At 52.1% G+C, this 17353-nt stretch carries 17 protein-coding genes; 9 read left to right on the forward strand and 8 right to left on the reverse strand.

The annotated features are described in order from the left end of the window. Window positions 1-22: 22 nt before the first annotated feature. Window positions 23-406 (reverse strand): hypothetical protein, encoded by a 384-nt coding sequence (locus ACUVOF_RS04945; RefSeq protein ID WP_447043296.1) that lies wholly within the window; start codon window positions 404-406, stop codon window positions 23-25. A 197-nt stretch (window positions 407-603) separates the two neighbouring features. Here ACUVOF_RS04945 and ACUVOF_RS04950 point away from each other — a divergent pair, with 197 nt between their 5' ends. The 7 genes from ACUVOF_RS04950 (at window position 604) to ACUVOF_RS04980 (ending at window position 7706) form a co-directional block, all read left to right on the forward strand. Beyond that, entirely contained in the window at window positions 604-2229 is a 1626-nt protein-coding gene (locus tag ACUVOF_RS04950) for a BCCT family transporter (RefSeq protein ID WP_447043297.1), read from the forward strand. An 84-nt stretch (window positions 2230-2313) separates the two neighbouring features. Then, a complete protein-coding gene (locus tag ACUVOF_RS04955) occupies window positions 2314-2472 on the forward strand; it encodes a hypothetical protein (protein WP_447043298.1) in 159 nt (52 codons plus the stop codon). A gap of 194 nt (window positions 2473-2666) precedes the next feature. Beyond that, a complete protein-coding gene (locus ACUVOF_RS04960) occupies window positions 2667-4031 on the forward strand; it encodes an MFS transporter (RefSeq protein ID WP_447043299.1) in 1365 nt (454 codons plus the stop codon). A gap of 64 nt (window positions 4032-4095) precedes the next feature. After that, the gene (locus ACUVOF_RS04965; protein ID WP_447043300.1) at window positions 4096-4611 is read left to right on the forward strand and encodes a retropepsin-like aspartic protease family protein; all 516 of its coding nucleotides are present in this window, start codon (window positions 4096-4098) and stop codon (window positions 4609-4611) included. Between the two features lie 72 nt (window positions 4612-4683). Continuing rightward, a complete protein-coding gene (locus ACUVOF_RS04970) occupies window positions 4684-4863 on the forward strand; it encodes a PLDc N-terminal domain-containing protein (RefSeq protein ID WP_447043301.1) in 180 nt (59 codons plus the stop codon). Window positions 4864-5331: 468 nt separating this feature from the next. Further along, window positions 5332-6090, forward strand: coding sequence for a winged helix-turn-helix domain-containing protein (locus ACUVOF_RS04975; RefSeq protein ID WP_447043302.1), 759 nt, complete (start codon window positions 5332-5334; stop codon window positions 6088-6090). A gap of 20 nt (window positions 6091-6110) precedes the next feature. After that, window positions 6111-7706, forward strand: a complete 1596-nt coding sequence (locus tag ACUVOF_RS04980; protein WP_447043784.1) for an ATP-binding protein — start codon at window positions 6111-6113, stop codon at window positions 7704-7706. Here ACUVOF_RS04980 and ACUVOF_RS04985 read toward each other — a convergent pair. Next, the gene (locus ACUVOF_RS04985; protein ID WP_447043303.1) at window positions 7669-8607 is read right to left on the reverse strand and encodes a LysR family transcriptional regulator; all 939 of its coding nucleotides are present in this window, start codon (window positions 8605-8607) and stop codon (window positions 7669-7671) included. The two genes, ACUVOF_RS04980 and ACUVOF_RS04985, sit on opposite strands and share 38 nt — an antisense overlap. 98 nt (window positions 8608-8705) lie before the next feature. Here ACUVOF_RS04985 and metE point away from each other — a divergent pair, with 98 nt between their 5' ends. After that, window positions 8706-11003, forward strand: coding sequence for a 5-methyltetrahydropteroyltriglutamate--homocysteine S-methyltransferase (metE, locus tag ACUVOF_RS04990; RefSeq protein WP_447043304.1), 2298 nt, complete (start codon window positions 8706-8708; stop codon window positions 11001-11003). A 54-nt stretch (window positions 11004-11057) separates the two neighbouring features. Here the strand turns inward: metE and ppk1 are convergent, their stop codons facing one another. Beyond that, window positions 11058-13247, reverse strand: a complete 2190-nt coding sequence (ppk1, locus tag ACUVOF_RS04995) for a polyphosphate kinase 1 (protein ID WP_447043305.1) — start codon at window positions 13245-13247, stop codon at window positions 11058-11060. A 121-nt stretch (window positions 13248-13368) separates the two neighbouring features. Next, window positions 13369-14379 (reverse strand): porphobilinogen synthase, encoded by a 1011-nt coding sequence (hemB, locus tag ACUVOF_RS05000; RefSeq protein ID WP_447043306.1) that lies wholly within the window; start codon window positions 14377-14379, stop codon window positions 13369-13371. A 168-nt stretch (window positions 14380-14547) separates the two neighbouring features. On the opposite strand from hemB, the gene elbB reads away from it, so the two are divergent. After that, the gene (gene elbB, locus ACUVOF_RS05005; RefSeq protein ID WP_447043307.1) at window positions 14548-15207 is read left to right on the forward strand and encodes an isoprenoid biosynthesis glyoxalase ElbB; all 660 of its coding nucleotides are present in this window, start codon (window positions 14548-14550) and stop codon (window positions 15205-15207) included. Between the two features lie 109 nt (window positions 15208-15316). Here the strand turns inward: elbB and tatC are convergent, their stop codons facing one another. The 4 genes from tatC to ACUVOF_RS05025 all read right to left on the reverse strand — a co-directional run bounded on the left by tatC (window position 15317) and on the right by ACUVOF_RS05025 (window position 17331). Next, the gene (gene tatC / locus ACUVOF_RS05010) at window positions 15317-16108 is read right to left on the reverse strand and encodes a twin-arginine translocase subunit TatC (protein ID WP_447043308.1); all 792 of its coding nucleotides are present in this window, start codon (window positions 16106-16108) and stop codon (window positions 15317-15319) included. Next, complete coding sequence (tatB, locus tag ACUVOF_RS05015; protein ID WP_447043309.1) at window positions 16105-16572, reverse strand: Sec-independent protein translocase protein TatB; 468 nt, start codon at window positions 16570-16572, stop codon at window positions 16105-16107. The genes tatC and tatB overlap by 4 nt, the downstream gene beginning before the upstream one ends. Before the next feature lie 3 nt (window positions 16573-16575). Next, the gene (tatA, locus tag ACUVOF_RS05020) at window positions 16576-16854 is read right to left on the reverse strand and encodes a Sec-independent protein translocase subunit TatA (protein WP_447043310.1); all 279 of its coding nucleotides are present in this window, start codon (window positions 16852-16854) and stop codon (window positions 16576-16578) included. Window positions 16855-16953: 99 nt separating this feature from the next. Continuing rightward, window positions 16954-17331 carry a phosphoribosyl-ATP diphosphatase gene (locus ACUVOF_RS05025; RefSeq protein ID WP_447043311.1) on the reverse strand — a complete coding sequence of 126 codons (378 nt, stop codon included), beginning with the start codon at window positions 17329-17331 and terminating at the stop codon, window positions 16954-16956. Window positions 17332-17353: the final 22 nt, after the last annotated feature.

The following is a 17353-nucleotide window of genomic DNA, read 5'->3' on the forward strand; positions in this document are numbered from 1 at the left end:
TTCGCAAAGAGCGGCACGTTAATTAACGGTCACCTTTAACTTCATAACTGCCTTCTAGTACGTCCTGATGACCTGGACGACCGTGCGCAGAACTATGCTGGGAAGCGTGCCCGTGAGAATGCCCGTTAGAATAGCCGCCTCCAATATCGTGGGCTTGCTGGGCGCGCATTTGTTCCATACGTTTTTTCATTTTATGCCGCATAAACGGCATCATTGCCCAGCCAATTAATAAGAAAAACAGGCCAAGTACCACGCCTACTATCATTAACGCGCCAAAAGCCAACCATGTGAACAGCAGTTTTAAACTGCCCGTCAAGCCAGTGGGTTGGGTTTGTGTTGCACGGGCGCGCCATTGGTTAGCCGCTTGCCATGCAGCATTGCGTTGGTCGCGATTCATCTGTGGCATGAGAGCCTCCATCGGTTATTCGCATCTATTGGAACACAGTTGCTCTAGCAAGTTCACTGCTTAGCAATAGCTTAAATGCGTAACCAATCTCGGAATGCCCTCCTGGTACGTGCAGTGCGGTTCACCTTTTCAGCTGTTACTATTTAGTTGTACACGCACACATATGGTGCACAATGCTCATCTAACAGGACGGTTATATGGCAAATCATGGAGGCAAGTCGGTTTTCATCGCATCGGTGGTGATTATATTTGGCTTGGTAATTGTCGGAGCGTCGTTTCCTGAAAGTTTTGCAAATGCCGCAGAGGGGGCGCTGGCAACCATTACCGGGCTATTTGGGTGGTTTTATCTATTTTCTGTGTTTGGATTTGTGATTTTTCTATTTGGTCTGGCGCTAAGTAAATACGGTAAAGTACGCTTAGGCCCCCAGGACAGCAGCCCTAACTATACGTTTTTTTCATGGATAAGCATGTTACTGGCCGCTGGCTTTGGTGTCGGGCTAGTTTTTTATGGCATGGCGGAGCCCATGTTCCATTTTATTGATCCTCCCTATGGCGATAGAACCGCTGAAACCGAAGCTGCAGCACGCTACGCTATTCAATACAGCTATTTTAACTGGGGAATACACCAGTGGGCGGCCTTCTCGATTGTGGGCTTGATCATTGCTTATTTTCAGTTCCGTAAAGGACAGGCAGGGCTAGTTTCTTCGGTGCTGTCGTCGATAACGGCTAAAAATCCTAAAGTTCGCCCCTACGCTTCCTGGTTGGATGTGTTCGCGGTAGTTGCCACCGTTATGGGGGTAGCAACTTCGCTTGGGTTAGGCGTATTGCAGATGAACGGGGGGTTAAACGCCGTTTTCGGCTTGCCGGAAAGTGGTCTGTGGCAATTTATTATTCTCTTCGTGATGTTCTGCGCTTATATGGCATCGACCTGGTCGGGCTTAGATAAAGGGATTAAGCGTCTTTCTAACCTCAATATGATTTTATGTATTGGGCTAATGTTATACGTACTGTTCACTGGCCCTACCGTGGCGATATTAGAAACGATTACGGTGGGTATTGGTGATTATCTGCAGAACTTTATCGGCATGAGCCTACGCATTTCGCCCTATAGCGATAACGAGTGGGCTAGCAGCTGGACGATTTTTTACTGGGCGTGGGTCATTGCCTGGTCGCCATTTGTTGGTACCTTTATTGCCCGCGTATCACGTGGCCGTACCATTAAAGAGTATGTATTTGGAGTGTTGTTTGTACCCCCGCTGCTGGCCTGTTTGTGGATAGGCGTGTTTGGTGGGGCCGCGCTTCAGATGGAGTTGAACGGTACGGATGTCGGCTTGGCAGCGGCGACCCAGGATAATATAACGGTGGCGCTGTTTGAGATGTTCGACTTAATGCCATTTTCTGGCGTGCTGTCGGTGGTCGCAATGATGCTAATTTTTATTTTTCTGGTCACGTCCGCTGATTCGGCCTCGTATATCGTAGCGCAAATGACTGATAATGGTTCGATCAATCCGCCCCTGTATAAGCGTGTTATCTGGGGCGTGCTTATCGCCGCTATCTGCCTGACGCTGATCGCCTCGGGTGGTTTAACGGGGCTGCAATCGGCATCAGTGCTGTCGGCGCTGCCGTTCACCTTTATTCTCTATATGATGGTGTTTGTATTGGTGCAGGAGCTACGCGCAGACCGCAAGGCTATGCTCACGCAGCTTTATCGCCGCCATGGTGAAACGCCGGTGGGTGCTGATGCCTTTGAAGCTGAGATGTTAGGTGAAGAAGAGCGCTTACGTCGTGCACCGAGTGTGGTCAATCGGCGCATTAATAGTTAGCATCAGTTATCAGCACTAATAAAAAGTGACTAGGCCCTCAATGGCGGGCTAGGTCGTTAGGGAGCAGCGACATATGAAGCGACAATGCTAATGGCGCGGCAGGGGCGCCATGGCGCGACGCGAAGGCAACCCAAGGGGGCTGCCTTTGATCGCTGGCTTGATCGGGTAGTTACTGTGGCTGTACTAACAGCCATGATCATTGGCCTTGCCGCCGTGGTCGCCCACTGGTTGCTCTTAAGCTAGGTATTTTTTGTAATGCTGCTGTTTTACGCCCGGCTTCTTAGCCGGGCGTTTGCGTGTCTTTCTACGATTTCGGCCAAACCATTTAGCGTGATAAGGGTGTTGGCCGGCTGTTATCTATGAGCTGACCAAGCAAGCCGTGGCGTCTTGATGGTCCCACCTGCTAGGCTTACCGCTCCCTCTGCGAGAGAAAACCAATGCTGGCTGCCAACACTGCTAAGGTGACGGATGATTACGCATCGCGTCGTGAAATATTCGGCTGGGCGATGTTTGATTTTGCCAACCAAGCCTACACATTACTGATTATTACGGTGGTATTCGGCGAGTTGTTTACGACTGTGATTGTGGGGGATCGTGGCGATAACTTCCGGCTTGCTAACTTCTTATGGAGTCTCGGTCTGGCCCTTAGTTATCTCATGGTGGTTATTACGGCACCGCTGTGCGGCGCGGTGATGGACTACCGGGCTGAGAAAAAGCGTTTTTTGCTATTTAGCTATCTAGCTACGGTGGTCACCACTGCCATGCTTTTCTTCGTTCAGCCTGGCTATGTCATTATGGGCCTGTTATTGATTGTGCTGTCTAACTACGCTTATTCCATGGGCGAATCGTTTATTGCCGCTTTTTTACCTGAGCTTGGACCGCCAAAGTCGCTGGGCAAAATATCCGGCTTTGGTTGGGCCTTAGGTTATATTGGCGGTTTATTTGCGGCGGGTTTCACCCTGGTAGTACTAGGCGAGGCAAGCGTTGATAACTTTGAACGCATACGCTGGGTGGGCCCCTTTGCCGCCGGGTTTTTCCTGATTACCGCTATCCCCACTTTCTTATGGCTGAAAGAACGCGGTACACCCCACCCCCGAGGCATCTCTTATCGTCATATTGCCCTGAATCGTGTCACGACCACCCTGCATGAGCTACGCCATTTTAAAGACCTGACCGTCTTCCTGACATCACTGCTGTTCTCGATGGCCGGTGTCTACATCATCATCGCGTTTGCGTTTATCTATGGCGCACAAGTGATTGGTTGGGATGAAGACGTGCGCAACATCATGTTCATTATTGTTCAAGTCACTGCTGCTGCGGGTGCGTTGGGGTTTGGCTGGTTACAGGATCAGCTAGGAGCCAAGCACACTTACCAAATGACGCTGGCGCTATGGGTATTGGCTATTATTGCCATCTGGGCAACGCCAGCGGTTACCCAGTGGGTGAACGGGCATTTTGATGTGGTATGGCAGGCTCAATACGTATTTCTCGTAGTGGGCTGTTTGGCGGGGCTCAGTCTAGGTTCTAGCCAATCGGCCAGCCGCGCGTTAGTGGGGCTATTTTCTCCCCTGGCTAAATCAGCAGAGTTTTTCGGCTTCTGGGGGTTAGCGAATAAGCTAGCGGGGGTGTTTGGCATCGTGATGTTGGGTGTGTTGCAAACGCTGATTGGCTTACAAGCGTCTATTCTATTATGTGTTGCCCTGTTCGTTATCGCGATGTTGATTTGCGCCAGGGTCAATGAGCGTCGTGGCCGAGAGGCTGCACTCGCCTGGGAAAGCCCAATGGAAAGCCAGCAGTTATAAAGCCAAGCGTTATAAAGCATCGCAAGGCACCTTTACCTCAGTGAGGTGACGTATGGCAACGCACATGACAACTCCAATAGCACAACGCGGCAGCATCGTTATGATGCTGTTATTTTGGATACTGTTAATGGCGGTTGGGACTTGGTGGATACACGGTGGCCTGGAAGAGATGATGCGTCCCAACGCCAATGTCGTGCATACGCTACCTGCTGGTGAGCCGGTTACCTTAAAACGTAATCGTGCCGGGCATTTTGAGTCGCCGGGGCGTATTAACGGAGTGTCCGTCACTTTTTTGCTCGACACTGGCGCCACTTATGTATCGATACCCACCGATCTAGCGCACGAACTAGGCTTGGAGCCTGGGCGCAGCGCTTGGTTTAATACCGCTAATGGCCGGGTAGCGGGTGCCCTCACAGCGTTAGAAGAGGTTTCGTTAGGCGGTTTAAAAGTGCAGAATGTGCAGGGGGCGATTAGCCCCGGCATGGAGCGCGACACGGTATTACTCGGCATGAGCTTTCTGAATTTGCTGTCGATTGAAATGCAGGCGGGCGAGATGGTGTTGAGCCTTCCCGAACAGTGAGTTCAGTTTGTGAATGTGCGATTGATGTAATTAGCAAATTTTTAATGAGTGCCAACACGCTAAGGAGTTGCTATGGGCATTGAAGTAGGTGGATTGTTAGGGCTAATTTGGCTCATCATCGTGATCTGGGCCATTGTAAAAGTGGCCAAAAGCGGAGCCGGTGGTGTTGCTAAGCTGGTATGGATCCTTGTGTTATTGTTTTTCCCGTTAATCGGCTTAATCGCATGGTTCATTTTTGGTCCAAAAGGTTAGCGACTGAAAAGCTAACTACCCTTGCAATTAAGTCAAAAAAAGGCAGGCCATCAATGGCCTGCCTTTTTGGTAGCTTGAGCACTCGTAACTAAATCACAAATTACTCGTTTGTGTCGTTTCCTTCGCCGGGCGGCGCTTTATAATGCCCAGGGATTTTTAATTTTTCCCCATTGGGCAGGTCGCGCACCTGGGTCGGAACGTAAACACGTTTAATGACACTTTTCGTTTTGCTACTTCCCATGGCAGGTTCCTCCTGTCACATTGTCGACAGTTAGCGCTTCCACATTAGCTCTCGCTGGTGTGAGAATCAAGTGTCGGGTCATATGTATCTATCAATAAGCGTAATGTAACGACAGAAGCAGGTGTTTTGATAGATTTGAGTTATCCTTAGAGCCAACAAGGGTGCGCCTGCGATGATACAGGGTGAGCGGGTGAAAAATAAACAGCTGAGCGGAGGGCATAAAGAGGATGGTAGATCATTTGGAACAGCAATTTCAGGCGCTTGAATCGCAAGAGCCTGTAACACCAGAATATCCCGACCAAGATCATGTTCTGATCATTGAAGATGACAAACGTCTGGCCGAGCTTACCCGTGATTACTTAGAAGCGAACGGCTTCTTAGTAACGCTGGAAGCTGACGGTGCTAAAGGGGTCGAGCGTATTTTAACCCTACAGCCCGATTTGGTGATTTTAGATTTAATGTTGCCAGGCGAAGATGGTTTAGCGATTTGCCGCCGTGTCAGGCCCAACTTTGCTGGCCCAATCATGATGCTGACAGCACGAACCGATGATCTCGACCAAGTGCTGGGTCTCGAAATGGGCGCCGATGATTATGTGCCAAAGCCGGTTCAGCCTCGGGTGTTGCTTGCACGTATGCGTGCACTGCTTCGCCGTGCCGACGGGCCTGCACCGGACGGTGAAATGCGGTTGCGTTTTGAAAATCTTGAAATTGATAACGCCACTCGTGAAGCCTGGCTCTCTGGTGAACGTATTGACTTAACCAGCGCCGAATTTGACCTGCTTTGGTTGCTAGGCCGTAACGCAGGAAGAGTGCTTACCCGTGAAGAGATCTTTAACGACTTACGCGGGATTAAATACGACGGACAAGATCGTTCCATTGATGTACGCGTGTCTCGCATTCGACCCAAAATTGGCGATGATCCTAATCATCCCCACCGGATCAAAACGGTGCGCAGTAAAGGTTATCTCTTCGTTAAAGACAGTTAATGATTCAGAGGGCCTGCATCATGCGGCGGATGCTCAGTAATGGCTCGTTTCTACGGTTTTATTTGTTGCTGGGCGTAGCGCTATTGGTGGTATTTGTGATTGCGTTAGCGGGGCGTTCCTTTATTGAACAGGTACGCCGCGAAGACTATCGTGAACAGCTTGCCGCGCTACCCATGTCGTTAATGACACGACAGCTAGCCGACACGCCTGTAGAACAGCGAAAAGTGTTGCTGGATCAATTTGCTCAGCAATTAGCGTTGCAGCTTACCCTGCAGCCTATCAGTGAGGCTGACTTAGGTTATTTTGAACGGTCTCGCTTGGAACAAGGCAAAATACTGGTCGATGAAAGTCCCTGGCTACTGCAACAGCGCCTGCCCGGCGATGTTTGGCTGCTGCAAGCGAGGCTTGATGATTGGGGAGAACACCAGTGGTACGGCAGCATTGAACTGCTGGGCGAATGGCTCGCGGCAATGCCTGCTGATGAACGTGAAGAGCGGATCGCCGAGTTACGTCCGGGCAGCTGGCCGTTGCAACTATTGCCGACGTTACCTAAGGGACTCACGGCACAGCAGCAGATACAGCTGGCCAGTGGCAGCGTCATCACGAAGCTGGTCTCTGATAAGCTGTCTCTAGTACTGCTCTATCAACTGCCGGGTGAATCCCAATGGCTGCAAGCCGGGCCTATTTCCCGCGGTGATACGTTGCCACCGAATCTACACCTGCCTCTCCTGGTTGGGCTGATGATTGTTCTCAGCCTGATTATTTATTTAATAATGCGCAGCATCGAAGCTCGTATGGCACGCTTGGAGCTAGCCGCAACACGCATCGCCAGCGGTCGCCTGGAAACCCGGGTGAAGGTAGAGAGTGGGGACTTTCTAGGCCGTTTAGGCATGGCCTTTAATGGCATGGCCAATCAGGTGCAGAGCCTTCTGCGTGGTCAGCAAGAGATGATTCGCGCAGTTTCCCACGAACTGCGAACGCCGGTAGCGCGTATTCGTTTCGCTGTGCAAATGGTCGAGGATATGACCGATCAACCCGCTATTCGTCGCCAATTACAGGGTATTGATGCGGATATTGCCGAGCTGGATGAGCTGGTCGATGAAATCCTTACCTATGCACGTCTAGACAGTGAAACCTTTAATGGTGCTGAGCTTGAGACGGCATTGGTGGAGTGTCGTGCCATGGCGGAACGGGTGATTGATACGCTGTCGCCGCTGCATGAAGAACTAACGCTGACGCTTGCGTCGGGCCCTGAAATTGAGTTGCTGGCAGAGCCACGCTATTTACAGCGCGCACTGCAGAATTTAGTTGGTAATGCCTGTCGTCATGGTAAATCCCAGGTAGTCATTCAGCTTTGGGATGAGCCTAATCTAGTGCGTATTGATGTCGAGGATGACGGCCCCGGCATTCCACCTGAAGCAAGGGCTGATATCTTCAAGCCCTTTGCCCGACTGGATGACAGCCGTGCCCGCAGTTCAGGGGGCTACGGGTTAGGGCTATCGATTGTGCAGAAAATCATGGCCGGGCATGGGGGCAGCGTTACCATTGATACCAGCCCTACCTTGGGAGGCGCGCGCTTTACGCTGTTGGTTCCGCGTCGCGATCCGCCGGTTTAACCCCTGTTAGCACCGCAAAGGAGGTTTCCCGCGCGGTGCGTAAGAAATCCTGCATCCAGGGTGCCTCTCTCGTCTCTTCGCGAATCGCCGCATACAGCGTGCTCCATACACCATGCTCGCCTAGCTTCACTGCGCTCACGTAATCACGCTCCAGATATTCGGTCAGCGCCCAGTTGGGTAGAGCGCATACGCCGCGCCCGCTGGCGACCAGTTGCATCATCATTATCGTCAATTCTGCCGTACGAATCTCACGCGGGCGCACGTTCGCCGGTTGCAAAAACTGGGTGAAAATATCCAGCCGTGACTGTTCAACGGGGTACGTTATTAAGGTTTCGTCAGCCAGCGCATGAGGTTTAATGAACATCTTGCCCGCGAAAGCATGCTGCCGCGCGACGGCTAATAATCCCTCATAGCGAAACAATGGCGCGTAGTGAATGCCCTCAAGCGGCTGAGGGTCGGCAGTGATCACTAGATCAAGCTGCTCACGCGCAAGCGCTGGGAGCGGATCGAAGTGGTGGCCACTGGGAATATCAATTTCCACCTCCGGCCAATGGTCGCGAAAATAATCAACCGTCGGCATTAACCATTGAAAGCAGCTGTGGCACTCAATCGCCATATGCAAACGCCCCTGCTCGGTGCCCGCTAAGCGCGCTAAATCACGCTCTGTTTTGCGTACCTCAGGCAACACTTGGTCAGCCAGGGCGAGCAGATGCAACCCTGCGCGCGTAAATTCCACTGGGCGGGTTTTACGCACAAAAAGTGGGCTATCCACACGGCTTTCTAGGTCTTTGAGCTGGTGCGAAAGCGCCGATTGGGTCAGGTGTACTCGTTCGGCGGCCTCTACAAGTGAACCGGTTTCGCGAAGGGCAAGTAGTGTGCGTAAATGGCGTAACTCAATCATGGTGAATTATTTTCATCTTTAATATTAGTAACTTTAGTTTGATTCAGCATGGCTTGGTGCCCAGACTGTGTGAATCATTCACGTTGGTAGGTATCATCATGACAGTTTCTCATACCCTCGGCTATCCCCGCATTGGCGCTCAGCGCGAGCTTAAAAAAGCCACTGAAGCGTACTGGAAGGGTGACTACACGCGTAGCGAGCTGGAAAGCACTGGTCGAGAGCTGCGCTTGCGCCATTGGCAGGTGCAGCAGAATGCTGGCTTGGATTTTGTCAGCGTGGGTGATTTTGCTTTTTACGATCAAGTGCTTAACGTTTCGGTTATGTTAGGTGCGGTGCCTGCACGCTTTAACGCTCAAGCGGAAGTTGCTGATGGCGATATCGATCTTGACACTGCCTTTCGTATGGCTCGTGGCAGAGCACCCAGTGGTGAACCCGCCGCGGCGTGTGAAATGACCAAATACTTTGATACCAACTATCATTACCTTGTGCCTGAGCTGCACGGAGGACAAACCTTTACCCTGGCGTCCAGCCGCCTGTTTGATGAGGTCGATGAAGCATTGCGTGCTGGCTTTACTCCCAAAGTAACATTAACGGGGCCACTAACGTGGCTATGGCTGGGCAAAGCCAAAGGCGGGGACTTTGATCGTCTTAGTCTGCTCGATAGCGTATTGAACGTGTACAGTGAAATATTGGCGCGGCTTGCCACTCAAGGTATTGAATGGGTGCAGTTGGATGAACCGGCGCTGGTACAGGATCTACCGCTGGCATGGCAGCAAGCCTATGAGCGAGCTTATCACCGCTTACAGTCAGCACCGTTAAAGTTATTGCTGGCCACTTATTTCGGCGGCCTGGGTGACAACCTCTCGCTGGCTACCCGTCTGCCCGTCGCTGGTTTGCACATTGACGCGGTGCGCGCTCCGCAGCAAGTGGAGAGTGTAATAGACCGCCTGGGGCCTCATCAGGTGCTATCGGTTGGTTTTATCGATGGACGTAATATCTGGCGGGCCGATCTGGCTGCTTTGCGCGAGCGCCTTCTTCCGCTAAAAGTGCGGCTGGGCCAGCGCCTTTGGTTAGCGCCGAGCTGCTCGCTGTTGCACGTCCCGGTGGATTTAGAACAAGAAACGGATCTCGGCGCTGAGTTAATCAGTTGGTTGGCCTTTGCGCAGCAGAAACTTGCCGAAGTGGTTACTCTGGCACGCTTAATCGGTAACCGCGTCACGCCTGACGATGAGCAACGCTTGGATGAAGCCACCCGAGCACTTGATGCTCGACGTGAGTCGGTGCGCATCCACCAACCTGCTGTCGGCGCGCGTTTAGCGGCGATTAGCCCCACCGATAGCCAGCGTCAGGCGCCTTACACGGTGCGTGTAGAGGCACAGCGGGACACGCTCAAATTGCCGCTGTTTCCTACGACGACCATTGGCTCTTTCCCGCAAACCGATGAGATTCGTGCTGCGCGGCGCGCCTTTAAAGCAGGAGAGTTGGCATTAGCTGACTACGAAGCGCGTATGCAAGCCGAGATTACCTATGCGGTTGAACGCCAGGAAGCGCTGGATATCGATGTGCCGGTACACGGTGAAGCCGAACGCAACGACATGGTGGAGTATTTTGGTGAGCAGCTTGAAGGGTTTGCTTTTACCCGGTTTGGTTGGGTGCAGAGCTACGGTTCACGCTGCGTTAAGCCGCCAGTCATTTTTGGTGACGTTTCACGACCCAAGCCAATGACGGTGCGTTGGAGCCAATATGCCCAAACACTGACCAACAAGCCCATGAAAGGTATGTTGACGGGGCCGGTCACAATTTTGCAGTGGTCGTTTGTGCGTGATGACCAACCAAGGGAAATCACCTGTCGTCAGATTGCGCTGGCGTTGCGAGATGAGGTATTGGATCTGGAAAAAGCCGGGATCAATATTATTCAAATTGATGAGCCGGCACTGCGCGAAGGGCTGCCACTGCGTCAGCATGAGTGGCAAGGCTATCTGGATTGGGCCGTCGAGAGTTTTCAGCTAAGTGCTGCAGGCGTCGCCAATGCTACCCAAATTCATACGCATATGTGTTACTCGGAGTTCAATGACATCATTGGCGCGATCGCAGCACTTGATGCCGACGTGATTACGATTGAAACGTCGCGTTCAGATATGCATTTATTGGATGCTTTTCAGGACTTCGCTTATCCCAATGAAATCGGACCAGGTGTTTACGATATCCATACCCCGAATATCCCCGAGGTGAGCTGGATGGTCGATTTAATGGAAAAGGCGTTAGCAAAAATCCCCGCCGATCGACTCTGGGTGAACCCGGATTGTGGGCTAAAAACCCGTGGCTGGGCGGAAGTAGAGCCTGCACTGGCCAACATGGTGGAAGCTGCTAAGGTACTTCGCCAACGCTATGCGTAAGTTTTGAAAAGTGAGAGACCCCCTGCGGCGATGGCAACGGGGGGAACATGACGGCTAACTTTTCGATGCATAGGCGTAGAGGAGGGTTTCCTGGGCGCTTATTGCATCGCCTTCACCAGGGGCTTGGAGCCGGTAGCTGCCGTCGGTCTGGAGCAGCCAGCTCTGGCAGTTATCCACCAAGTAGGTCTCAAGGTCTTTACGTACGCGGGTGGCGAGTTTTTTATCCAGTAATGGAAAGCAGGTCTCCACCCGATGGAACATATTACGCGACATAAAGTCGGCACTAGAGCACCACGTCTCTGGCTTACCATCATTGTGGAAGTGGAACACCCGCGTGTGTTCCAGAAAACGGCCAATAATCGAGCGCACACGGATGTTCTCTGAAACGCCCTGCACACCCGGTTTCAAACAGCACATGCCGCGAATAATCAAGTCGCATTCAACCCCCGCCTGGGAGGCGCGATAGAGTGCTTTAATCAGCTTGGGCTCGGTTAACGAGTTGCACTTAATGATTATGTGTCCGCGCTTGCCCTTACGCGCTATCTGAGCTTCGCGATCGATCATTTCCACCAGCCGTTCATGCAGCGTGAACGGCGCATGCAGCAGCGTATCGATTTTACGTGCGCGACCCATCCCCGAGAGCTGTTGGAATACCTTATGGACATCGGCGCACAATGCTTTATTGGCGGTCAGCAGGCTGTAGTCGGTGTAAAGCTTGGCTGTTTTGGAGTGGTAGTTGCCAGTGCCTAAGTGCGCGTAGTAGCACAGTTCGCCTTTCTCACGACGCACAATGTGCAGCATTTTGGCATGGGTTTTATACGCCATAATCCCGTAGACAACGATAGCGCCAGCTTCCTGCAGGCGCGACGCGAGCTGCAGGTTATCAGCTTCATCAAAACGCGCCCGCAGCTCAATTACCACCGTAACCTCTTTACCCTGGCTGGCGGCATCCACCAGTGCGCTGACAATAGGCGAATCTGCGCCCGTGCGGTAGAGTGTCTGCTTCACCGCCAGTACATTAGGATCACGCGCCGCTTCGCGCAGCAGGTCCTCAATCGGGGTAAACGACTGAAAAGGGTGATGCAGCAGGATGTCGTTCTTGGCAATGGCGTCAAACAGACTGCCTGCTTTGAGTGCTTTGGGAATGCTCGGCGTGTAAGGGCGATAGACCAGATCGGGACGATCAACATCGCTGAGCACTGACATCATACGGGTTAAGTTCACTGGGCCTTTAACGCGGTATAAATCATCGTTTTCAAGCTCAAACTGGCGCAATAGAAAATTGGTTAGGTCATCAGGGCAATTGTCGGCAACTTCCAAACGTACGCCACTGCCATAGCGGCGGGCTAATAGCTCACCGCGCAGCGCCGAGGCCAGGTCCGAAACCTCCTCGGGGTCTACGCTCATATCTGCGTTGCGGGTTAGCCGGAACTGGTAACAGCCACGCACGCGCATACCGGGGAACAGCTCATCGGCATGAGCATGGATCATCGAAGATAGGAACACGTACTCGGCAAACCCCTCCTCGCATAGCTCCTTTGGCAGCGCCATTAAACGCGGTAGTGAACGTGGTGCCGGTAATATCGCCATTCCTCCAGCGCGTCCAAAGGCGTCTTTACCTTCCAGCTCGACAATAAAGTTGAGACTTTTATTAACCAGGCGGGGGAAGGGGTGGGATGGGTCGAGTCCAATGGGGCTGATGACCGGCATGATTTCGTTATCAAAAAACGTCCTCCCCCACTCTTTTTGCGCATCGGTCCACTGGTCACGGCGGCGAAAACGCAGCCCCTGGGTTTCTAGGGCAGGCAGTAGGCTATCGTTGAGCATTTGATACTGACGATCAATTTGCTCATGAGCAACCTGGGATATTTCCGCCAACACCGCTTTGGGCAAACGGCCATCGGCGGCGGCGGTTTCATCGCCTAAGGCAATTTGATGCTTTAGCCCTGCCACACGTATTTCAAAGAACTCATCCATATTAGATGAGAATATCAGTAGGAACATTAAACGGTTAAGGAGCGGATGGGCATCGTCTAACGCCTGTTCCAGCACGCGAATGTTAAATTGAAGGTGCGATAGCTCGCGGTTGAAATAGAGCTGGGTGTCGTCAAGATCGGTTTCCGTTAGCGCGTCTTTTGCTTGTACTCCGGTTGGGGTACGATTAATACGCAGCGGCATCTCGCCGTCGCTGCTGGTTTGATCAGTAGACGATAGAAGTAAGGGATCTGACGCTTGTTCGTCCATAGTGGCTCTCCCCGCATTGATAGCTCGAAGGTATCACAGCCGGATACGTTTAGATCTATCCAGTATGCGGGGAGAAGATGACAAATAAGTGTCACCTTGCTGTCATCTTTATCACAGCAGGCTAGCGACGCTGTAGTAGCCGCGCTGCATCAAGGGCAAAGTAGGTCAAAATCCCGTCAGCGCCAGCTCTTTTGAAGCACATCAATGATTCCAGTATGACGGGGTCTGCATCCAGCCAGCCGTTGTCAAAGGCCGCCCGGTGCATGGCGTACTCGCCGCTGACTTGATAGGCGAAAGTGGGGACTTTTAGCTCGGCTTTCACCCGGCGAACCACATCCAAATAAGGCATGCCGGGCTTGACCATCACCATGTCGGCGCCTTCAGCAATATCCATGGCCACTTCGTGTAGCGCTTCATCGCTGTTGGCAGGATCCATTTGATAAGTGCGTTTGTCCGCTTTGCCCAAATTGGCAGCTGAACCCACTGCATCGCGAAAAGGACCATAGTAGTGGGACGCGTACTTGGCGCTATAGGCCATAATACGTACGTTGTGAAGATGCTCTTGCTCCAATACTTGGCGAATGGCGCCAATGCGTCCATCCATCATATCGGAAGGGGCAACCACGTCGGCACCCGCTTCGGCATGGGAAAGCGCCTGTTTGAGCAGCGTATCCACCGTGCGGTCATTCTGCACGTAGCCATGCTCATCGAGAATGCCGTCTTGTCCGTGACTGGTATAAGGGTCAAGCGCCACGTCTGTAATGATACCGAAATCGGGAAGTGCTTCTTTAAGGGCGCGTACGCTACGCTGCACTAATCCACTAGCGCTATACGCTTCTTCGGCAAGTTCACTTTTTTGCTCAGCGCCGACTACAGGGAATAGCGCCAATGCTGGGATGCCCAGTTCGTAGGCCTCGCGGGCTTGCTCAATCAATAGGTCGATAGAGAGCCGTTCAACGCCTGGCATGGAGGCCACGGCTTCACGTTGGTTTTCTCCCTCCAGTACAAAGACCGGCAGGATCAGGTCTGACGGATTCAGGCTGTTTTCCTGCATCAAGCGGCGTGAGAAATCATCGCGGCGCATACGGCGCATGCGTGTGGCGGGAAAGTGGCGGGAAGTGGGTGTACTCAAGAGTTATCTCCAGTAAGGGCTGTAAATGAGGGTGCCAGAAGGCTTGTGATGAGTATATCAGCCAAACCCTGCGGCGAAAGCCGTCTTGTGGCGACACGCCAGACTGACTAAAGTGAGCGATTGCTTTGCTGTATTGCGTTCGGCAGACCCTGGGATAAGGAGATAGGCATGACCAAACAGGTGGCAGTGATTTTAGCCGGTTGCGGCGTTTACGATGGTTCAGAAATATATGAGACCACGCTGACGCTGCTGCGCCTGGATCAGTTAGGTATTGGTTACCATTGTTTTGCCCCGAATATAGACCAGCACCATGTCGTAAATCATCTCACTCAAGAGGTGGTAGAGGGCGAGCAGCGTAATGTGCTGCAGGAATCGGCCCGCCTGGCGCGGGGAGAGATCAGCCCGCTGGAAGATTTAGTGGCTGATAGCTTCGATGCAGTGATTGTGCCCGGTGGTTTTGGCGTCGCCAAGAATTTATCGGACTTTGCCAGCGCCAGTAATAATATGCAGGTGTTGGAAGCGCTAAAAGAATCATTGGTTGGTTTTCGCCAAGAGGCCAAGCCTATTGGCTTGATGTGCATTTCTCCCGTATTGGTGCCTCGTCTGTTGGGGGATGGTATTGCAGTCACCGTCGGTAATGATCCTGCGGTTTCTGGTGCGATTAGCGCGATGGGTGGGCTGCACCGCAGCTGTGTGGTAGAAGATATTGTGGTTGATCTTGAGCATCGCGTCGTAACGACGCCTGCCTATATGTTAGCAACACGTATTAGTGAAGCTGCCACGGGTATTTTTAAATTGGTAGATCGCATCGCTGAGATGATGGACTAAGTAGTTACTTCGTTGATGTGGCTTTCAATGTTAAATACAAAACCGCCGCCATCAGTGATGGCGGCGGTTTTTTCAGATAGCTAATCTATGTTGTTACAGCTCAATGTTGTTAAAGCTCAGCTTCCTGCTCTTCAGCGGCCTCTTTCTCCTCCTTGCGCTTGCGCACCAAGCGGCCAAACAGCAGCCCAACTTCGTAAAGCAAGTACATGGGAATCGCCAGCAGACTCTGGGAAATCACATCCGGCGGCGTTAGCAGCATCCCGATGACAAAACAGCCTAACAGGATATAAGGGCGTTTTTTCGACAGGCTTTCAACCGTCGTGGCGCCGGAAAGAATAAGCAAAAAGGTAGCAATAGGGATTTCAAACGCCACGCCGAAGGCAAAAAACAGCTTAAGAACGAAGTTCAAATACTGATTGATATCAGTCATCACCGCGACATTTTCGGGCCCGGTTTGGGTAAAGAATTCAAATAGCAGCGGGAAAACCACGTAATAAGCAAACGCCGCACCGCCGTAGAAAAGCGCAATACTTGAAACCAGAATCGGAATCGCCAGCGCTTTCTCATTGTCGTAAAGCCCAGGCGCGATAAAAGCCCATGCCTGATGCAGCACGAAGGGGATAGCGATAAACACCGCGACGACCAGCGTGAGCTTGAAGGGGGCCAAGAACGGCGAGGCCACTTCCGTGGCAATCATTTGCGAGCCTTCGGGCAGTAACTCCATTAAAGGCTCGGCCACAAACGTATAGATATCATTGGCAAAGGCATAGAGGCCTAAAAAGACCACTAAGATAACGATCACGGCACGCATAAGCCGTGAGCGTAGTTCAATCAGGTGCTCAATGAGAGGGGCTTGGCTTTGTTCTTCACGCGGCTCCTTTGAATCGCCAGACATACTCATTGGTGGTTACGGTCCTTTTTCAATGCAGTCTCTTCAGATTCAGCCGATTCAGATTCCGCCTCGCGAAGGGGCGCTGTCGAGGAAGGTGCCGGAGACGACGGAGGCGTTTCTTCACGTACGGTTTTCAGGGCATCGTTCAGTCGAGAGCTTGCCTTAGCGACACGCTGTTCAGTGTCGCTTGTTGTTGGCGCTTTTTCAGAAGAACTGTCCGCGATGCTCTCTACGTCCAGCTTGGCTTTCTTCAGACTGTCGTCGAGTTTTTTCTGCTGTTCATTGAGCTTTTGCCGTAGTTCTTCTGCTTCTAGCTGGGCGCTGATTTCACGCTGCATGCCGGATACCGTGCGCTTTATCTTGCCAATCCACATGCCCGCCGTGCGGGCGGCACGGGGCAGCCGCTCCGGGCCAAGCACTAGCAGCCCGACGACGCCAATGAGCATCAGTTCAAGAAAACCGATATCCAGCATGGTTTATTTGCGCTCTTCGTTGCGGCCTTCTGCGGCCTGTTTCTCTTCGGCTTTAACGTCGTACGTATTGCCTGGCTCTTCATGGCTCACCTTTGCATGCGGCTGGTCGGCGTTTTCCTTGTCACCGTCTTTGCTTTTTTCTTCGTCGTGCATGGCTTTCTTGAAGCCTTTGACCGCACCGCCTAGATCGGTGCCAACGTTACGCAGTTTTTTAGTGCCGAAAACCAGGATGATGATGCCCAGAACAATCAGCAACTGCCAAATACTAATGCCACCTAACATATGCGTTTCCTCATGCGAGCAGGTTAACTTTCGTTGTTGATGCAAATGCTATCATTACAAATATTGCCACTATAAGCGCTAAGAATTGTTATGTAGCTGTTATGGCTGACGAGAGGCTTTTTCATCGTGTCCGGAAATGCCAAAGCGTCGTGCCAGTTCATCTAATACAGCTTGATGATCCATCTCAAGGTGAGACAACATCACCAAGCTATGAAACCACAGGTCGGCAGTCTCAGAAATCAGTGCTTGGCGTTCGTTCTCACCGCCGTGCTCTGCATCCTTGGCCGCAAGCACCGTTTCAGTGGCTTCTTCACCGACTTTTTCGAGTATCTTGTTCAAGCCCTTATGATGCAAGGAGGCAACATAAGAATCTTCCGCTGCTGCATGACGTCGCTGCTTTAATACCTCATTGAGAGTATCTAGCACATACGCAGGGTTAGTCGATGGATTGTTTGCCGATAATGAGTCGCTGTCCATGGGAATTCCTTATAAACGGTTA

It is taken from the genome of Vreelandella sp. H-I2, assembly GCF_052959335.1.

Bases quoted from the DNA above. Each gene is read 5' to 3' on its own strand.
- tatA (WP_447043310.1), bottom strand. From the start codon at position 16,854: ATGTTAGGTGGCATTAGTATTTGGCAGTTGCTGATTGTTCTGGGCATC.
- ACUVOF_RS05025 (WP_447043311.1), bottom strand. From the start codon at position 17,331: ATGGACAGCGACTCATTATCGGCAAACAATCCATCGACTAACCCTGCG.
- ppk1 (WP_447043305.1), bottom strand. From the start codon at position 13,247: ATGGACGAACAAGCGTCAGATCCCTTACTTCTATCGTCTACTGATCAA.
- ACUVOF_RS04980 (WP_447043784.1), top strand. From the start codon at position 6,111: ATGCGGCGGATGCTCAGTAATGGCTCGTTTCTACGGTTTTATTTGTTG.
- ACUVOF_RS04960 (WP_447043299.1), top strand. From the start codon at position 2,667: ATGCTGGCTGCCAACACTGCTAAGGTGACGGATGATTACGCATCGCGT.
- ACUVOF_RS04965 (WP_447043300.1), top strand. From the start codon at position 4,096: ATGACAACTCCAATAGCACAACGCGGCAGCATCGTTATGATGCTGTTA.
- ACUVOF_RS04950 (WP_447043297.1), top strand. From the start codon at position 604: ATGGCAAATCATGGAGGCAAGTCGGTTTTCATCGCATCGGTGGTGATT.
- ACUVOF_RS04945 (WP_447043296.1), bottom strand. From the start codon at position 406: ATGCCACAGATGAATCGCGACCAACGCAATGCTGCATGGCAAGCGGCT.
- ACUVOF_RS04985 (WP_447043303.1), bottom strand. From the start codon at position 8,607: ATGATTGAGTTACGCCATTTACGCACACTACTTGCCCTTCGCGAAACC.
- elbB (WP_447043307.1), top strand. From the start codon at position 14,548: ATGACCAAACAGGTGGCAGTGATTTTAGCCGGTTGCGGCGTTTACGAT.
- ACUVOF_RS04975 (WP_447043302.1), top strand. From the start codon at position 5,332: ATGGTAGATCATTTGGAACAGCAATTTCAGGCGCTTGAATCGCAAGAG.
- tatC (WP_447043308.1), bottom strand. From the start codon at position 16,108: ATGAGTATGTCTGGCGATTCAAAGGAGCCGCGTGAAGAACAAAGCCAA.
- ACUVOF_RS04955 (WP_447043298.1), top strand. From the start codon at position 2,314: ATGCTAATGGCGCGGCAGGGGCGCCATGGCGCGACGCGAAGGCAACCC.
- ACUVOF_RS04970 (WP_447043301.1), top strand. From the start codon at position 4,684: ATGGGCATTGAAGTAGGTGGATTGTTAGGGCTAATTTGGCTCATCATC.
- metE (WP_447043304.1), top strand. From the start codon at position 8,706: ATGACAGTTTCTCATACCCTCGGCTATCCCCGCATTGGCGCTCAGCGC.
- tatB (WP_447043309.1), bottom strand. From the start codon at position 16,572: ATGCTGGATATCGGTTTTCTTGAACTGATGCTCATTGGCGTCGTCGGG.